Here is a 15364-nt window from a genome sequence, read left to right on the forward strand (position 1 = left end):
CCGGATCCCCGGGCGGGCGCCGTTTGCGTCCGGGGCGCCGCAGGCAGCGCCGCCCCGCCGACCCTGGCTCCGGAGCCGTGCGGCGTCCGGGACCATGATGTGCGAAGAGGAAACACCATGACGTCCCCGCTCGACGGCCTCGTCGCGGAGCACGCCGAGATCGAGGGGCAGCTCGCCGATCCGGCGGTGCACAACGACCCCGCGAAGGCCCGTGCCCTGAGCCGCCGCTACGCGCAGCTCGCCCCGGTCGTCGATCTGGCCCGGGAGCTCGAGCGGGTGGAGGGCGACCTCGCCGCCGCCCGCGAGCTCGCCGCGGAGGACACGTCGTTCCGCGGGGAGGTCAACGATCTCGACGCCGAACTGGCCGGGCTCAACGAGCGGCTGCGCGCCTACCTGGTCCCGGTCGATCCCGACGACGCCCGGGACGCCATCCTGGAGGTCAAGGCCGGCGCGGGCGGCGAGGAGTCGGCCCTGTTCGCCGGCGACCTGCTGCGGATGTACCTGCGCTACGCGGAACGCCGCGGCTGGAAGACCGAGATCCTCGACGCCAACCCGTCCGATCTCGGCGGCTACCGCGACGTCAGCGTGGCGGTGAAGGCCCGTGGCTCGGCGCCCGGCGACGGCGTGTACGGCCGCCTGCGGTTCGAGGGCGGGGTGCACCGCGTCCAGCGGGTGCCGGTGACGGAGTCCGCCGGGCGCATCCACACCTCCGCAGCCGGGGTGCTGGTGCTTCCCGAGGCGGAGGAGGTCGACGTCGAGATCGACCCGAACGACCTGCGCATCGACGTGTTNCGCTCGTCCGGACCCGGTGGGCAGAGCGTGAACACCACCGACTCGGCGGTCCGGATCACGCACGTCCCGACCGGTCTGGTGGTGTCCTGCCAGAACGAGAAGAGCCAGCTGCAGAACAAGGAGTCCGCGCTGCGGATCCTGCGCGCCCGGCTGCTCGGCGTCGCCCGGGAGAAGGCCGAGTCGGAGGCGTCGATGGCGCNCGCCAGCCAGGTTCGCACCGTGGACCGCTCGGAGCGGGTGCGTACCTACAACTTCGCCGAGAACCGGATCAGCGATCACCGGGTCGGATACAAGGCGCACAACCTCGACCAGGTGCTCGACGGCGAGCTCGACGAGGTGCTGGACGCGCTCGCCGCCGCCGATCTGGAGGCCCGGTTGGCCGCCCAGGCGTCATGACCGGCCTGTCGGTGACCCGCGGGCCCGCCGTGACGCTCGCGGCCTGGCTCGCGCGGGCCACCGAACGGCTGCGGTCGGCCGGGGTCGCCAGCCCCCGCGCCGACGCCGAGCAGTTGGCCGCGCACGCCCTGGGGATCTCCCGGGCCCGGCTGGCACTCGTCGACGAGCTGCCCCCGCCGGCCGTCGAGCGCCTCGACGAGCTCGTGGGCCGGCGTGCCCGGCGTGAGCCGCTGCAGCACCTGACCGGCCTCGCCGGGTTCCGCTATCTCGACCTCGCCGTCGGCCCCGGGGTGTTCGTCCCCCGGCCGGAGACGGAGTCGGTCGTCGGATGGGCCCTCGCCGCGCTGCCCTCGGCGCCCGCGGTGACCTCGGCGCCCGCGGTGACCTCGGCGTCCGTGGTGACCTCGGTGTCCGCAGCGTCAGCGTCTGCGGCGCCGGACGGCCCGGTGTGTGTGGACCTGTGCGCGGGGTCCGGGGCGATCGCGCTGTCCCTGGCCGCGGAGGTGCCCGGCGCCCGGGTGCACGCCGTGGAGGTGGACCCCGCGGCGCTGGGCTGGCTGCGGCGTAACGTTGCGGCGAGCGGACTTCCGGTCACGGTGCACGAGGCCGACATCACCGCCGCGCCCACCGCGTCGCTTGCCCGGCTCGCCGGGTCGGTCGACCTGGTCGTCAGCAATCCGCCGTATCTTCCGGATGCCGACCGCGACGAGGTGGAGCCCGAGGTGGGCGAGCATGATCCGCCCCGGGCGCTGTGGGGCGGTGCGGACGGCCTCGACGTGGTGCGCGCCGTCGTCGCGTTGGCGGCCCGGCTGCTGCGCCCCGGGGGCCTGCTCGTCGTCGAACACGCCGATGGTCACGGTGTCGCCGCACCGGGTCTGCTGCGGGCCGACGGGCGGTGGGCGGAGGTGGCCGACCATCCCGACCTGGCCGGGCGGGACCGGTTCGTCAGCGGCCGGCGCCGGGCCGGCGCCGGGGAGCGAGCGACAGGGGAGGAGGGGTGATGCAGCGCTTCGACTGTTCCGACGAGGCCGAGCGGGCCCGTGGGCTGGATGCGGCGGTCGCCGCCGTGGGTCGCGGCGGGCTGGTGGTGCTGCCCACCGACACGCTGTACGGCCTGGGGGCCGACGCGTTCGACCGGGACGCGGTGGCCGCGTTGCTGGCCGCCAAGGGGCGCGGGCGCAACATGCCCGTCCCGGTCCTGGTCGGCTCCTGGCGGACCCTGGATGGGCTCATCGACCGCAAGACCCCGCAGGTGAAGGATCTGATCTCGGCGTTCTGGCCGGGCGGGCTGACGCTCGTGGTCCGGCACGCGGCGTCGCTGCGCTGGGATCTCGGCGAGGGCCGGGGCACCGTGGCGGTGCGCATGCCGCTGCACCCGGTGGCGATCGAGCTGCTGGGCCGCACGGGTCCGATGGCCGTCTCCAGTGCGAACATCAGCGGCCAGCCGCCGGCGACCACGGTGGACGAGGCGGTCGACCAGCTCGGCGGTGCCGCCGAGGTGTATCTCGACGGCGGCCCGTGCCCGGCGGCCGTGCCCTCGACCATCGTCGACTGCACCGGCGATGTGCCGGTCGTCGTTCGCAGCGGCGCCGTCGGCCTCGACGCGTTGCGCGAGGTCCTGCCCCTCGTGCGGGAACCCGCCGGCCGTTGAGTCGGTCCTGACCCGGTCCTGGCCCGGCCCGAGTGGAGGGCCGTGCCGGCGCGGAGGACCATTGGTCCCGATCGGGCGGCACGAGCGCAGAAGGTAGGTACGCCATGAGCACCCCGTTCTGGGGCCCGGACTTCGACCAGCTCGCCGACACGGACCCGGACATCGCCGGGGTGGTGCTCGACGAGCTGGCTCGGCTGCGCGGGGGCCTGCAGCTCATCGCGAGCGAGAACCTCACCTCGCCCGCGGTGCTCGCGGCGTTGGGCTCGACGCTGTCGAACAAGTACGCCGAGGGCTATCCCGGCCGGCGTTACTACGGCGGCTGCCAGGTGGTCGACCGGGCCGAGGAGATCGGCATCGCCAGGGCGAAGGAGCTCTTCGGTGCCGAGCACNCCAACCTGCAGCCCCATTCGGGCGCGTCGGCGAACTTCGCCGTGTACGCGGCGCTGCTGACCCCGGGTGACACGGTGCTGGCGATGTCGCTGCCGCACGGCGGTCACCTCACCCACGGCAGCAAGGTGAACTTCTCCGGGAAGTGGTTCGACGTCGTCGCCTACGGCGTGCGCGAGGATACCGAGCTCATCGACTACGACCAGGTACGCGACCTCGCCCGCCAGCACCGCCCCAAGATGATCATCTGTGGGGCGACGGCCTACCCGCGCCTGATCGACTTCGCCGCCTTCCGATCCATCGCCGACGAGGTCGGCTCGTGGCTGATGGTGGACGCGGCCCACTTCATCGGGCTGGTCGCGGGCGGCGCGATCCCCAGCCCGGTGCCGTACGCCGACGTCGTCAGCTTCACCACGCACAAGGTTCTGCGCGGCCCCCGCGGCGGCATGATCCTCGCCCGCGAGGAGCTGGCCGGGCGCATCGACAAGGCGGTGTTCCCGTTCAGCCAGGGTGGACCGCTGATGCACGCGGTGGCGGCGAAGGCCGTCGCGCTACGGGAGGCGGCCACCCCCGCCTACGCCCAGTACGCTCGCCAGGTGGTGGCCAACGCGCAGGTGCTGGCCGAGGGCCTCGCCGCCGAGGGCATCCGGCCGGTCGCCGGGGGCACCGACACCCACCTCGCGCTGCTCGACCTGCGCGAGCTCGGGGTCAGCGGCCGCGACGCCGAGGCCCGCTGCGACGCCGCCGGCATCACCCTGAACAAGAACGCGATCCCCTACGACCCGCAGCCGCCCGCGATCTCCTCCGGGATCCGGGTCGGCACGCCGGCGGTCACCACCCAGGGAATGGGGGAGGGCGAGATGAAGGAGATCGCCGCCCTGATCGCCCGGGCGGTGCGTGATCCCGCCGCCGCCGCGGACATCGCCGCGGGCGTCGCCACGCTCGTCGAACGGTACCCCGCGTACCCGCGGTAGCCGCCGCGGGCCGTTCCGAGTTCCACCTCAGCGTTCCACCTCAGCGTTCCACGACAGCGTTTCATCACAGCGTTTCATCACAGCGTTTCCATGACAGCTTCTCCATCACAGCGTTCCACCACATCCGGGTCGGCAGTGGGAGATACCCGACGGTGCGCGAGTACCTGCTCGTCTTCGTGGTCTCGGCGGCGGTGACATTCCTCGCCACGCCGCTGGCCCGGACCTTCGCCATGCGCATCGGCGCCGTCGCCGGGGTGCGCGACCGCGACGTCCACGCGATCCCGACGCCCCGACTCGGCGGCCTGGCGATGCTCGCCGGTCTCTATGCCGGCCTGGAGGTGGCCGACCGGCTGCCGTTCCTGTCGGTGGTGTCCCAGGACTGGTCGGAGACGCGGGCGGTGCTCATCGCCGGCACGCTGATCTGCCTGCTCGGGGTCGCCGACGACCGGTGGGAGCTGGACTCCCTGACCAAGCTCGCCGGCCAGGTCGCCGCCGCCGGCATCATGGTGCTGCTCGGCGTCCAGTGGTCGTTCGCCATCGACCGCAACAGCGAGACCACGCTGAGCCTCGGGCCGGAGACCGCCGTCCCGCTGTCGATCCTCGCCACCGTCCTGCTGATCAACGCGATGAACNTCATCGACGGGCTCGACGGGCTCGCCGCCGGGGTCGCGGNGATCGCGTCGCTNGCGACCTTCTACTTCGCCTACGAGATCGCGGTGATCGACGGCTTCTACCGGGCATCGCCCGCGGCCCTGCTCGCCGCGGTCACCGCCGGGGTGTGCGTCGGGTTCCTGCCGCACAACTTCAATCCGGCCCGGCTGTTCATGGGCGACTCCGGCTCCATGCTGATCGGCCTGCTGTCCGCCGCCTCGATGATCTCCGTTACCGGGCAGGTCGCCTACGGGGGTTACGCTGGACCCTCGCGGTCGTATCCGTCGCTGATCCCGCTGGCGATTCCCGTGGCCGTCCTCGCTGTTCCCTTCCTCGACCTCGGGCTGGCGGTCATCCGGCGGACGCGGGCGGGACGGTCGCCGTTCGCGGCCGACAAGATGCATCTCCACCACCGGATGCTGGAGATCGGCAATTCGCACGTGAGGGCGGTTCTGTTCATGTATTTCTGGGCGGCTCTGGTCGGGTTCGGCGGTGTCGCCGCGTCGTTCTCCGCCTCCCCCCTGCCGATTCTCGTCGCCACCGTCGGGGTCGGGCTCGCGGCGCTGCTCGCGCTGCTGGTCCGCACGCAGAAGTCGGCACGCGCGTGATCGTGCCGGCGGCCCGGGTGATCCGACTCGGCCTGCTGCTCACTCTCGCGCTCGCAGTGCCCGCCGTGGCGATCTCCGCGGGGCTGCGCGGGGGGACCGGCGCGCTGAGCGTGGTGCTGGGGCTCGTGATCGTCGTCGCGTTCTTCACCATCAGCAAGCTGGCGGTGGGCGCGGTCGCGCGCCGGGCGCCGCACCTGCTGCTGCCGGCGGCCCTCGGCACCTACGCGCTGAAGATCGCGGTGCTCGGGGTGGTGCTGCTGGGGCTCCAGGACAGCTCGGCGCTCGACCTGCCGTCCTTCGCCTGGTCGATCTTCGGCGGCGTCTTCGCCTGGATGGGCGCCGAACTCTGGGTCGCGACCCACACCCGGGTGCCCTTTTTCGACCCGGATCGCCCCGGCGCCTGGGACGCCGCGCGGCGGCCGCCGACGCGATGAGCGACCGGAGCGACCGGAGCGACCGGAACCCCGGAAGCGACCGGAACCCCGGGGCCGCCAGCGGCGGCGCACGGCGGGGCGGGCCCGAGGGTGGGCCACCCGAAAGTGCCGGTGCCCCGCGCGCGTCCGGTCGTCCGCCCCGGCAGCGCGCCCGGGGCGGGCAGCATCCCGGCGAGGCGTGGAACGTCTTCGGAACTCTGATCGCCGGGATGGCGTTCTGGGGACTGGTGGGCTTTGGTGCCGACCGGCTGTTCGGCTTTCGGGCGCTGTTCCTGCCCATCGGCCTCGCGGTCGGCATGGGGGCCGCCATGTACCTGGTCATCTACCGGCTGACTCAGCGCTANCCGGTTGGTCGGGGGCCGTTCGCCCCTTTTTGCTGGAGTTGGTGGGGACGTTCCGGTCGTCCCGTTCGTTGCATCCCGATGGTCCCGGCCGTCCCGTTCCGAATGGACCGGGGCGTTCGCGCCCGTGGACCTGTCTATCCGACCATTCCCGGCTGTTCCATGGGTGCGGCCGGTCCGATTCGCCGCGATCTCACCGGTCATCGGGAAAACTCGCGGCGACCGCGCACCGGTCCCACCGGCGCAACCATGACCTGCCAGGTCATCGACGTCGCGGGCGAAATAGGCAAGAGTGGGCGCAAGCGGCGGACCGCCGGGAGGGAGTGGCGAGATGACCGCAACCCGTGCACGTCCCGGCACCATGCCGAGCGACGGCCCGCGGGCGGGCGTCAGCGCGAACTGGACGTCATGAGGTGGTCACGCAATGTGGAATCGTCATCAACGGAGCGAAACCTCCGGACAACGCGCACATGAGCCAGGGTGAACCTCGAAGCGAGTTGGTGCCTGTGGCGCGCCGGTGTGGATAGTATCGCGGGCAACAGNACGTCGGCCTGCCGACACCCACCAGGGCCTGGGCTTGTCGAGGTGTCCCTCGAAGCGCTGCCGCCGGTTGGCTGCGGGTCGTTCTTCGGTGTGAGCGTGTCGTGCGAACCCGGTAGGGTGGGGGCAATCTGCCGCCGGCACGGCAACCTCGCTGAGCCGTGGACGCGTTACTTAATCGATCATGGAGGTGTTTGTCGTGCCGGTCCTCGCTGATGAGGGCTTCGAAGGCCCCACGAAGGAGGTCTTCCAGACTCCGCACTGGTTCGATGTCGGGATCGGCTCGGTCAATCTCTACCTCAACAAGGCCACCGCGCTCACGATCTTCGCCGCGCTGTTCGTCGGCGTGATCTTCTGGCTGGGTTTCCGTCGAGCTAAAATCATACCTCGCGGGATCCAGAACCTGTGCGAGTCCGCATACGACTTCGTCGATCTGCAGATCGCTCGCGGGGTCATCGGGGAGAAGGGCGCGCGCTACACGCCCTACCTGCTGGTCCTGTTCAGCTTCGTGCTGGTCAGCAACGTCCTCGCGATCATCCCGGCGGCCCAGTTCCCGGCGACCTCGCGCATCGCGGTCCCGATGGTCCTCGCCGTCGTCACCTGGGTGATGTTCATCTACGCGGGCATCAAGTCCAACGGCGCCGGCGCGTACTTCAAAGAGATGATCGACCCGGCGCCCACCGCGCCGCTGGCGATCCGCCTGCTGCTGGGCCCGATCGAGATCCTGTCGACACTGATCGTCCGGCCGTTCACGCTGGCCATCCGACTGTTCGCGAACATGTTCGCCGGTCACCTCCTGCTGCTGGTCTTCTCGCTGGGCGCGGACTACCTGCTGCCCAAGCCGCCCTTCGTATTCGGCGTCGCGTCCCTGCTCGTGGCGATCGTCCTCACGGCGTTCGAGCTCGTCATCGATGCCCTCCAGGCGTACATCATCACCATCCTCACCGCCGCCTACATCGGCGGAGCGATGGCGCACGGAGAGCACGAGGTTGCTCCGTCCGAGGAACTCGCCGAGCACGCCCCGGTGGGCGTGCCGGCAGCGGCGCACGCCTAGTTCTGAACAACTCCCCCCAGCACCGGCCGAGTCCCGGTGCCCGACTGAATAGGAAAAGCACCGTAATGGACCCCTCGATCGTTCTCGCCTCCAAGGACGCCGTGACCGGGAGCCTCGGCGCCGTGGCCTACGGTCTGGCCGCCATCGGCCCGGGTATCGGTATCGGTCTCATCTTCGGTCTCGGCGTCCAGGCGATCGCCCGGCAGCCCGAGGCGGAGCAGGTCGCCTTCCGGTACATGCTGATCGGCTTCGCCCTCGCCGAGGCGCTCGCGCTTATCGGCTTCGTCGTTCCCTTCGTCTTCCCGTAAACCGGCGACGCGACCATGAGCGCATCAGCCGCCATCCTTCTCGCCGCGAGCGAGAGCGGGCACTCCGACGAGAACGTTCTCATCCCGCCGCTGAGCGAACTGCTCATCGGCACCCTGGCCTTCGGGCTGCTGGTGGCCTTCTTCTTCTGGAAGATCCGCCCGCAGATCGCGAAGACCTACGCGCTGCGCACCGAGCGCATCGAGGGCGGGATCGCCCGCGCCGAGTCCGCGCAGCGCGAGGCGCAGGCGTTGCTGGAGCAGTACCGGGCGCAGCTCACCGAGGCCCGGGCCGAGGCCGCGCGCATCCGGGACGATGCGCACACCGAGGGCCGGCAGATCGTCGAGGAGCTCCGCGCGTCCGCGCAGCGGGAGATCGCCGACATCAAGGAGCGCGCCGACGCTCAGCTCGCGGCCGACCGGGCGCAGATCGTGGCCCAGGTCCGTCGGGAGGTCGGCGTGATCGCGATCGATCTCGCGTCGAAGATCGTCGGCTACCAGGTGGAGAGCACCGCCACCCAGGCCCGGCTCGTCGACGACTTCATCGCCGCCCTGGACAACTCGGCCGAGGGTGCGGGCAGCACTCCCGCGCCGGTGGGGTCGGGAGGCTGACGGTGGAGGGAGCCAGCAGNCACGGGCTCGCCACCGCGCGGGCGACCCTCGACGAGGCCACGGCGACGCCGCCGGGCGCCACCGTCACCTCGGTGGATGCCAGTCGGGTCGCCGACGATCTGCGGGCCGTCGCCGACCTGCTCCATCGGGAGCCGACCGTGCGCCGCGCGCTGACCGACCCGGGAGCGCCCCCGACGGCGCGCACCGAGCTCGCGGCCAGGCTGCTCGGCCGCCAGCTCGACGCGGTGAGCCTGCGGATCGTGCAGACCGCGGTCTCGGCGCGCTGGTCCCGGCCGGTCGACCTGCAGTACGCGCTGCTTGAACTGAGCGTCGAGGCCCTGCTGGTCGAGGCGGAGCGGGACGGCGCGCTGGAGGAGGTCGAGGACGAGCTGTTCCGGTTCGCCCGGATCCTCGGCCAGCACCCGCAGCTCGCCCTGGCGCTGACCGACCCGGCCGCGCCGGCGTCGGTGAAGAACGCGCTGCTGGCCNGGCTGCTGTCCGGTCGGGCCCACCCGGTCACCCTGCGGTTGGCCCAGCAGGCCGCGGCCGACCGGATCCACGGTGACGTCGAGCGTCGCCTGGCCGACTTCAGCCGGATCGCCGCGGCCCGCCGGGGTCGGGTCGTCGCGATCGTGCGCACGGCGGTGCCGTTGACCGACGAGGTCATCGCCCGCCTGGGCGCGGCGATCAGCCGGTACTTCGGCCGCCAGATCCAACTTCAGGTCGATCTCGATCCCGAGCTCCTCGGCGGGATCGTGGTGAAGGTCGGCGACGAGGTGGTCGACGGCAGCGTGCTACGCCGCCTGGCCGCCGCGCGCCGGGCGCTGCTTCGATAGCCGGGTGGCGGTCATGACCATGGCGGCGCCCAGGCGACCTGCCCTGCCAGCGATGAACGACGAAGGACGTAAGCGATGACTGAGCTCTCCATCCGGCCGGAGGAGATCCGCGACGCCCTACGGGAGTACGTCGACTCCTTCCAGGCCACCTCCGCCGGCCGGGAGGAGGTCGGCCGGGTCGTCGTCACCGGTGACGGCATCGCCCGGGTCGAGGGTCTCCCGCACACGATGACCAACGAGCTGCTGGAGTTCTCCGGCGGCGTGCTGGGCCTCGCGCTGAACCTCGAGATCGGCGAGATCGGCACCGTCATCCTGGGCGAGGCCGAGCACATCGAGGAGGGGCAGGAGGTCCGCCGCACCGGCGAGATCCTCGCTGTCCCCGTCGGTGACGGCTTCCTCGGGCGGGTCGTCGACCCGCTCGGCCGGCCGATCGACGGCCTCGGCGAGATCCAGGCCGAGGGCTCCCGGGCCCTCGAACTGCAGGCGCCGACGGTCGTCCAGCGCCAGCCGGTCAAGGAGCCGCTGCAGACGGGCATCAAGGCGATCGACGCCATGACCGCCATCGGCCGCGGCCAGCGCCAGCTCATCATCGGTGACCGGCAGACCGGCAAGACGACGGTGGCCATCGACACGATCATCAACCAGCGGGACAACTGGGCCTCCGGCGATCCGTCGAAGCAGGTCAAGTGCGTCTACGTGGCGATCGGCCAGAAGAAGTCGACCATCCGCGAGGTGGTGAACACCCTGGAGGAGGCCGGCGCGCTGGCCTACACCACGGTGGTCGCCGCCCCCGCCGACGAGCCGGCCGGCTTCAAGTACATCGCGCCGTACGCGGGTTCCGCGATCGCCCAGCACTGGATGTACAACGGCCAGCACGCGCTGATCGTCTTCGATGACCTGTCCAAGCAGGCCGAGGCGTACCGGGCGATCTCGCTGCTGCTGCGCCGCCCGCCGGGCCGCGAGGCGTACCCCGGCGACGTGTTCTACTTGCACTCCCGCCTGCTGGAGCGCTGCGCGAAGCTCTCCGACGAGCTCGGCGGCGGGTCGCTGACCGGGCTGCCGATCATCGAGACGAAGGCCAGCGACATCTCGGCCTACATCCCGACGAACGTCATCTCGATCACCGACGGCCAGATCTTCCTGGAGTCGGACCTGTTCAACCAGGGCGTCCGCCCCGCCATCAACGTCGGCACCTCGGTGTCCCGCGTCGGCGGCAGCGCGCAGACCAAGGCGATGAAGTCCGTCGCCGGCCGGCTGCGCCTGGACCTCGCCCAGTACCGCGAGCTGGAGGCGTTCTCCGCGTTCGGCTCGGACCTGGACAAGGCCTCGCGTGACCAGCTCGCCCGGGGCGCGCGCCTCGTCGAGCTGCTCAAGCAGCCGCAGAACCAGCCGTACCCGATCGAGCGGCAGGTCGTGTCGATCTGGGCCGGCACCACCGGCAAGGTCGACGACGTGCCGGTGGCCGACGTCCGGCGGTTCGAGACGGAGTTCCTGGACTACGTGGGCCGGTCCCACCGTGGGATCTACGACGCCATCCTCGGCTCCGGCAAGCTCGGCGACGACACGATCCAGGAGCTGAACTCGGCGATCGCCGCGTTCAAGAACCAGTTCACGCTGTCCGACGGGAAGCCGCTGGTCAACGAGCCCGCCGCCAGCCCGCTCGACCCCGGTGCGGTCCGTCAGGAGTCCATCCCGGTTCACCGGGCTCCGGCACGCGCCAACGACGAGGGCTGATCCGTGGCGGGGCAGCTTCGCGAGTACCGGCGGCGCATCCGCTCGGTGCAGTCGACGAAGAAGATCACCAGGGCGATGGAGCTGATCGCGGCCTCCCGGATCGCCAAGGCCCGGGCACGGGTCGCCGCGGCCCGCCCCTACGCCGAGGAGATCACCCGGGTGATCGAGGCGGTGGCGTCGCAGACGACGATCAGCCACCCGCTGACCACCGAGCGACCCCAGCCCGCCCGGGCCGCGGTCGTGGTGATCACCAGTGACCGTGGGCTGGCCGGCGGCTACAGCTCGAACGCGCTGCGGCGCACCAACGAGCTCATCGAGCTGTTGCGCCTGGAGGGCAAGGAGCCGGAGCTGCACGTCATCGGCCGCAAGGGAGTGGGCTACTACCGCTTCCGTGGCCGGGCGATGAGCGGCGAGTACACCGGCTTCTCCGAGCAGCCGTCCTACGCCGACGCCAAGTCGGTCGCGGACGCGCTGATCGCCTCGTTCGTCGCCGCCCCCGAGGACGGTGGGGTCGACGAGATCCACGTCGTCCACACCGAGTACGTCTCCGCCATCGCGCAGAACCCGGTCGCGCGCCGGCTGCTGCCGATGGTGCTGACCGAGACCGATGAGCCACCGGCCGGCGGTCCGCTGCCCCAGTACGAGTTCGAGCCGTCCGCGGAGGCGGTCCTCGACGCGCTGCTGCCCCGGTACGTCGAGAGCCGCCTGTACGCGGCGATGCTCGAGTCGGCGGCGTCGGAGTCGGCGGCGCGGCAGCGGGCGATGAAGTCCGCGACCGACAACGCCGAGGACCTCATCCGCAGCTACTCCCGGCAGGCCAACCGGGCCCGGCAGGACGCGATCACCCAGGAGATCTCCGAGATCGTCGGCGGCGCCAACGCCCTGGCTTCGGCCTCCTGACGTGGACCGGCGGCGCACGATTCGGCGAGGACATCCGCCATGTCGTCGCGTCGCCGGACACATTGGGTGACACTGGTGCGTGGGGCATCACCGAAGGGTGGGGCGTCCTCACGCGGGAGGGCGCATCGTCGAGGTGAGACACCTTCGGGGGACGAGCACCCACCTCACCTCGAGTGCCCGGGCGAGACGACACCGACTGACCACAACGTAGAAGTACGGCGCCGACGGACGGCGGGCGGGGACGCGCCCACCATGCCGGCGGCGCCGGAGGTGCCAGAGAACGGCTAGCCCGAGGCTGCGGCGACGGGCAATGAGGGAAACTGAGGACGCCATGACCGTCACCACCAGCTCGCCGGCCACGGCGGAGGGCCGGACCCCGGGGATCGGCCGGGTCGCCCGAGTCATCGGACCGGTCGTCGACGTGGAGTTCGCGCCGGACGAGCTTCCCGAGATCTACCAGGCCCTCGAGGTCGACCGCACGATCGGCGGCGAGACGCTGACGCTGACGCTGGAGGTCGCCCAGCACATCGGCGACAACACGGTGCGCGCCATCTCCATGCAGCAGACCGACGGTCTGGTCCGCGGCGCCGCCGTGCGGGACACCGGCGCCCCGATCTCCGTGCCCGTCGGCGACGCGACCAAGGGCCACGTGTTCAACGTGCTCGGCACCCCGCTCGACGTCGAGAAGGTCGACGCCGAGACGCGGTGGTCGATCCACCGGCAGGCGCCGGCGTTCGACCAGCTCGAGTCCAAGACCGAGATGTTCACCACCGGCATCAAGGTCATCGACCTCCTCGCCCCGTACGTGCGTGGCGGGAAGATCGGCCTGTTCGGCGGTGCCGGCGTCGGCAAGACCGTCATCATCCAGGAGATGATCCGCCGCGTCGCCAAGGAGTTCGGTGGCGTGTCGGTGTTCGCCGGAGTCGGCGAGCGCACCCGTGAGGGCAACGACCTGTTCCTGGAGATGACCGAGGCCGGCGTCATCGAGGACACCGCGCTGGTGTTCGGCCAGATGGNCGAGCCGCCCGGCACCCGGCTGCGGGTGGCGCTGGGCGCGCTGACCATGGCCGAGTACTTCCGGGACGTCCAGAAGCAGGACGTNCTGCTGTTCATCGACAACATCTTCCGGTTCACCCAGGCCNGCTCCGAGGTTTCCACCCTGCTCGGCCGGATGCCGTCCGCCGTGGGGTACCAGCCGACGCTCGCTGACGAGATGGGTGTGCTCCAGGAGCNCATCACCTCGACCCGCGGCCACTCGATCACCTCGCTGCAGGCCATCTACGTGCCCGCGGACGACCTGACCGACCCGGCGCCGGCGACGACGTTCACCCACCTCGACGCCCAGACGGTGCTCGACCGGTCCATCTCCGACCTGGGCATCTACCCGGCGGTGAGCCCGCTCGACTCGAACTCCCGGATCCTCGACGCCCGCTACCTGGGCCAGGAGCACTACGACACGGCCCGCGAGGTGCAGCGGATCCTGCAGCGTTACAAGGACCTGCAGGACATCATCGCCATCCTCGGCATCGACGAGCTCTCCGAAGAGGACAAGATCCTCGTCAACCGGGCCCGGCGGATCCAGCGGTTCCTGTCGCAGCCGTTCTTCGTCGCGGAGCAGTTCACCAACATTCCCGGCAAGTTCGTCCCGCTCGACGAGACCATCGACTCGTTCAAGCGGCTCTCCCAGGGCGACTACGACCACCTGCCCGAGCAGGCGTTCTTCATGTGCGGTGGCATCGAGGACGCGGAGAAGAACGCGGAGAACCTGTAATGCCGATCCGGGTGGCGATCGTCTCGCCCGAGCAGGAGGTGTGGTCCGGCGACGCCGACATGGTCGTCGCCCGGACCACCGAAGGTGATCTCGGCGTCCTGCCCGGCCACGTGCCGCTGCTCGGGGTGCTGGTCCCGGGCGGCACGGTGCGGGTCAAGACCGGCGGCCGGGAGATCTCGGCGCAGGTCGACGGCGGCTTCATCTCCGTCACCCACCAGGGCGTCAGCATTCTGGCCGAGACGGCCACGCTGAGCTGAGCTTTGCGGGGCCCCGCCGGGCCCCCGAACAGACCTGGCCTGGCCGGGCCGACCGAGGCAGTCACGGGCGCGTTCCCTGCGGGGGGACGCGCCCTCGCTCGTTCCCGGGATCTGCGTTCGCGGGCTCCGTGGGCCCGTCGCGGTCACATGTCCAGCAGGAACTTCAGCGCCTCGGTCATCCGGAGCAGGTGGTCGGGCCCACGACCCCGAGGCGGCGGGTGAACCGCTGCTGCGACACCGACTTGACGTCCTCGACCTTGGCAAAGCTCGTCTGGTGCAGTCCCGTGCCGCCGGGCGCGAGCTCGACGTGGGAGGGCAGACCCCGCCGGGTCCTGGTGACGGGGACAACGATGGACAGGCCCGCGCGGCTGCGGTTGAGCCGATCCGCGGACACGACCATCACTGGCCGGCGCAGCCCCTGTTCGTGGCCGATCGGCTCGCCGAAGTCAACTATCCATACCTCGCTGCGGCGAGGTGAGATCGCTCCAGCCCGTCCCGCAGGGCCGGCGACTCGGCCGACCGCTCGGCCTCAATGGCGTCCCAGCCGTCCGGATCGTCGGCGAGCTGCTCGTAGCCCTGCTCGAAGCCGCGCCAGAACAGCTCGCGCTCGTAGGCCTCGACGGCCTCGTCGATGATGGTCTGCATCTGCTGGTTGGTGGACGCCGCCAAGGCCGCGACCCGCTGCCGCGTCCTCTCGCTCACGCGCACCGTTGTACTCATGATCGCCAGTCTACCAAGCTTCGGTGAGAGGGCTTCCGCCTTTAGTCGGGAGGTGAATCGCCGTGTATTCGGGTAGAATTACANCCATGCCCCGGTCGGTTCACGTCGCCCGTCTGTACCCGGATTCGGGTCAGGCAGGGAAACTGGACGGGCAGGGTCATGCGGCGCGGGGGTTGTGGAATCTGCTACACGAATGGCACACGACGTGCCGCGAGCATCGCCGTCCCATGCTCGCCGTGGCCGAGGTTGATCGGCAGATGCGGGAAGCGCGGAAGAATCTACCGGAAGGCTTCGAGTGGCTTTCCGTGCTGCCTGCGCAGGCAGGCCAGCAGGTGTTGAAGCAGTATCAGACCGCGTGGAAACGCTGCTATTCGGGGTTGGCTCGTCCGCCGCGTTTCAAG

The 15364-nt window shown here is 71.0% G+C and carries 12 protein-coding genes and 12 pseudogenes; 22 read left to right on the top strand and 2 right to left on the bottom strand.

All coding sequences use genetic code 11. From position 1 onward, the window contains the following. Window positions 1-117: 117 nt before the first annotated feature. The 22 genes and pseudogenes from FF86_RS52340 to FF86_RS19270 form a co-directional block, all read left to right on the top strand. On the top strand, window positions 118-791 hold a 674-nt coding region (locus tag FF86_RS52340), incomplete at its 3' end, for a PCRF domain-containing protein (RefSeq protein WP_242419062.1). Between the two features lies 1 nt (window position 792). After that, window positions 793-991 (top strand): annotated as a pseudogene (locus tag FF86_RS52345) (peptide chain release factor-like protein); the annotation flags it as partial. 1 nt (window position 992) lies between these two features. Next, window positions 993-1188, top strand: a pseudogene (locus FF86_RS52350) (peptide chain release factor 1); the annotation flags it as partial. After that, entirely contained in the window at window positions 1185-2189 is a 1005-nt protein-coding gene (gene prmC, locus FF86_RS19210; RefSeq protein ID WP_044885381.1) for a peptide chain release factor N(5)-glutamine methyltransferase, read from the top strand. The pseudogene FF86_RS52350 and the gene prmC, both read left to right, overlap by 4 nt. After that, a complete protein-coding gene (locus tag FF86_RS19215) occupies window positions 2189-2839 on the top strand; it encodes an L-threonylcarbamoyladenylate synthase (protein WP_044885382.1) in 651 nt (216 codons plus the stop codon). Before prmC ends, FF86_RS19215 begins: the two co-directional genes overlap by 1 nt. 104 nt (window positions 2840-2943) lie before the next feature. Continuing rightward, window positions 2944-3228, top strand: a pseudogene (locus FF86_RS52355) (serine hydroxymethyltransferase); the annotation flags it as partial. A gap of 1 nt (window position 3229) precedes the next feature. Beyond that, window positions 3230-4200 (top strand): annotated as a pseudogene (gene glyA, locus FF86_RS19220) (serine hydroxymethyltransferase); the annotation flags it as partial. Window positions 4201-4352: 152 nt separating this feature from the next. After that, window positions 4353-4832 (top strand): annotated as a pseudogene (locus FF86_RS52360) (undecaprenyl/decaprenyl-phosphate alpha-N-acetylglucosaminyl 1-phosphate transferase); the annotation flags it as partial. A 54-nt stretch (window positions 4833-4886) separates the two neighbouring features. Next, window positions 4887-5459: pseudogene (locus FF86_RS52375) on the top strand (MraY family glycosyltransferase); the annotation flags it as partial. After that, a complete protein-coding gene (locus FF86_RS19230; protein WP_044885384.1) occupies window positions 5456-5893 on the top strand; it encodes a hypothetical protein in 438 nt (145 codons plus the stop codon). The pseudogene FF86_RS52375 and the gene FF86_RS19230, both read left to right, overlap by 4 nt. Before the next feature lie 1065 nt (window positions 5894-6958). Next, entirely contained in the window at window positions 6959-7828 is an 870-nt protein-coding gene (gene atpB / locus FF86_RS19235) for a F0F1 ATP synthase subunit A (RefSeq protein ID WP_011606996.1), read from the top strand. A 65-nt stretch (window positions 7829-7893) separates the two neighbouring features. Continuing rightward, complete coding sequence (locus tag FF86_RS19240) at window positions 7894-8136, top strand: ATP synthase subunit C (protein WP_009742208.1); 243 nt, start codon at window positions 7894-7896, stop codon at window positions 8134-8136. A gap of 15 nt (window positions 8137-8151) precedes the next feature. After that, window positions 8152-8745, top strand: a complete 594-nt coding sequence (locus tag FF86_RS19245) for a F0F1 ATP synthase subunit B (RefSeq protein WP_044885385.1) — start codon at window positions 8152-8154, stop codon at window positions 8743-8745. A 20-nt stretch (window positions 8746-8765) separates the two neighbouring features. Beyond that, window positions 8766-9233, top strand: a pseudogene (locus FF86_RS52380) (F0F1 ATP synthase subunit delta); the annotation flags it as partial. A 1-nt stretch (window position 9234) separates the two neighbouring features. Then, window positions 9235-9581, top strand: a pseudogene (locus FF86_RS52385) (F0F1 ATP synthase subunit delta); the annotation flags it as partial. Window positions 9582-9656: 75 nt separating this feature from the next. Next, window positions 9657-11315 carry a F0F1 ATP synthase subunit alpha gene (atpA, locus tag FF86_RS19255; RefSeq protein ID WP_044885387.1) on the top strand — a complete coding sequence of 553 codons (1659 nt, stop codon included), beginning with the start codon at window positions 9657-9659 and terminating at the stop codon, window positions 11313-11315. A gap of 3 nt (window positions 11316-11318) precedes the next feature. Further along, complete coding sequence (locus FF86_RS19260; RefSeq protein ID WP_044885388.1) at window positions 11319-12215, top strand: F0F1 ATP synthase subunit gamma; 897 nt, start codon at window positions 11319-11321, stop codon at window positions 12213-12215. 331 nt (window positions 12216-12546) lie between these two features. Beyond that, window positions 12547-13231 (top strand): annotated as a pseudogene (locus tag FF86_RS52390) (F0F1 ATP synthase subunit beta); the annotation flags it as partial. 1 nt (window position 13232) lies between these two features. Further along, window positions 13233-13316 (top strand): annotated as a pseudogene (locus FF86_RS52395) (hypothetical protein); the annotation flags it as partial. Between the two features lie 41 nt (window positions 13317-13357). Next, a pseudogene (locus FF86_RS52405) lies at window positions 13358-13447 on the top strand (hypothetical protein); the annotation flags it as partial. 1 nt (window position 13448) lies between these two features. Next, a pseudogene (locus FF86_RS52410) lies at window positions 13449-13986 on the top strand (F0F1 ATP synthase subunit beta); the annotation flags it as partial. Continuing rightward, window positions 13986-14243 carry a F0F1 ATP synthase subunit epsilon gene (locus FF86_RS19270; protein ID WP_044885390.1) on the top strand — a complete coding sequence of 86 codons (258 nt, stop codon included), beginning with the start codon at window positions 13986-13988 and terminating at the stop codon, window positions 14241-14243. The pseudogene FF86_RS52410 and the gene FF86_RS19270, both read left to right, overlap by 1 nt. 175 nt (window positions 14244-14418) lie before the next feature. Here the strand turns inward: FF86_RS19270 and FF86_RS19275 are convergent, their stop codons facing one another. Both FF86_RS19275 and FF86_RS19280 read right to left on the bottom strand, forming a co-directional pair. Then, window positions 14419-14724, bottom strand: a complete 306-nt coding sequence (locus FF86_RS19275) for a type II toxin-antitoxin system PemK/MazF family toxin (protein WP_313949835.1) — start codon at window positions 14722-14724, stop codon at window positions 14419-14421. After that, window positions 14694-14945, bottom strand: coding sequence for a hypothetical protein (locus FF86_RS19280; RefSeq protein WP_236706400.1), 252 nt, complete (start codon window positions 14943-14945; stop codon window positions 14694-14696). Before FF86_RS19280 ends, FF86_RS19275 begins: the two co-directional genes overlap by 31 nt. Between the last annotated feature and the right edge of the window lie 419 nt (window positions 14946-15364).

It is taken from the genome of Frankia sp. CpI1-P (assembly GCF_001421075.1).
Lineage (GTDB): Bacteria > Actinomycetota > Actinomycetes > Frankiales > Frankiaceae > Frankia > Frankia torreyi.

What these genes read in the sequence shown, in the direction of transcription:
- prmC (WP_044885381.1), top strand. Translation starts at nt 1,185, where the DNA reads ATGACCGGCCTGTCGGTGACCCGCGGGCCCGCCGTGACGCTCGCGGCC.
- FF86_RS19215 (WP_044885382.1), top strand. Translation starts at nt 2,189, where the DNA reads ATGCAGCGCTTCGACTGTTCCGACGAGGCCGAGCGGGCCCGTGGGCTG.
- atpB (WP_011606996.1), top strand. Translation starts at nt 6,959, where the DNA reads ATGGAGGTGTTTGTCGTGCCGGTCCTCGCTGATGAGGGCTTCGAAGGC.
- FF86_RS19240 (WP_009742208.1), top strand. Translation starts at nt 7,894, where the DNA reads ATGGACCCCTCGATCGTTCTCGCCTCCAAGGACGCCGTGACCGGGAGC.
- FF86_RS19245 (WP_044885385.1), top strand. Translation starts at nt 8,152, where the DNA reads ATGAGCGCATCAGCCGCCATCCTTCTCGCCGCGAGCGAGAGCGGGCAC.
- atpA (WP_044885387.1), top strand. Translation starts at nt 9,657, where the DNA reads ATGACTGAGCTCTCCATCCGGCCGGAGGAGATCCGCGACGCCCTACGG.
- FF86_RS19270 (WP_044885390.1), top strand. Translation starts at nt 13,986, where the DNA reads ATGCCGATCCGGGTGGCGATCGTCTCGCCCGAGCAGGAGGTGTGGTCC.